Origin of the sequence: Xanthobacter autotrophicus (assembly GCF_030015065.1) — a bacterium.
Lineage (GTDB): Bacteria > Pseudomonadota > Alphaproteobacteria > Rhizobiales > Xanthobacteraceae > Xanthobacter > Xanthobacter autotrophicus_D.
The window spans coordinates 1-448 of record NZ_JAIVFN010000416.1 but is presented as its reverse complement, the minus strand read 5'-3'; the positions used below and the strand labels follow the sequence as shown (position 1 = coordinate 448).

The 448-nt window shown below is 58.0% G+C and carries 1 protein-coding gene; it reads left to right on the top strand.

Annotation, left to right across the window (positions count from 1 at the left end; translation table 11 throughout):
• Window positions 1-147 precede the first annotated feature (147 nt).
• Window positions 148-448 (top strand): hypothetical protein (locus K9U40_RS23810; protein ID WP_432715944.1); only part of this gene is annotated, 301 nt, incomplete at its 3' end.

Sequence of the window (448 nt, the reverse complement as noted above, 5' to 3'; positions counted from 1 at the left end):
CAAGTAGGCTATCCCTTGGCTTCGCTAAAGTTCAATTTTTTACAAAAAAATACGTTATTTGGCCTTCGCTCACTTAACTGAAACAGGCTGTTTGCATCTACCATTGTTCCATTCTGGGGAATCTGAAAATATTGGGGCGGGGGAAAAATGAACGTAAATAGCCGCGAAGCGGAAGCGCAAGCGCGCGCGCTGCTTGTGGGAGCGCACGATGTCAAAGAAGAGCATTGTGCTGCGACAGGGGAGGTGGCACATGGCCCGTTGCACGCCCTGTGCCTGATCGCACGGCTGCACCACATCGCCTGCGACCCGGCGACGCTGGCACACCGGTTGGGCCTGGCGGCCAACGACCGCATCGGCACGCAGGAGCTGCTGCAGGCGGCCAAGCTCATAGGCCTGAAGGCCAAGAAGGTTCGCAGCAGCGTCTCGCGCCTGGCGCTCAGCCCACTGC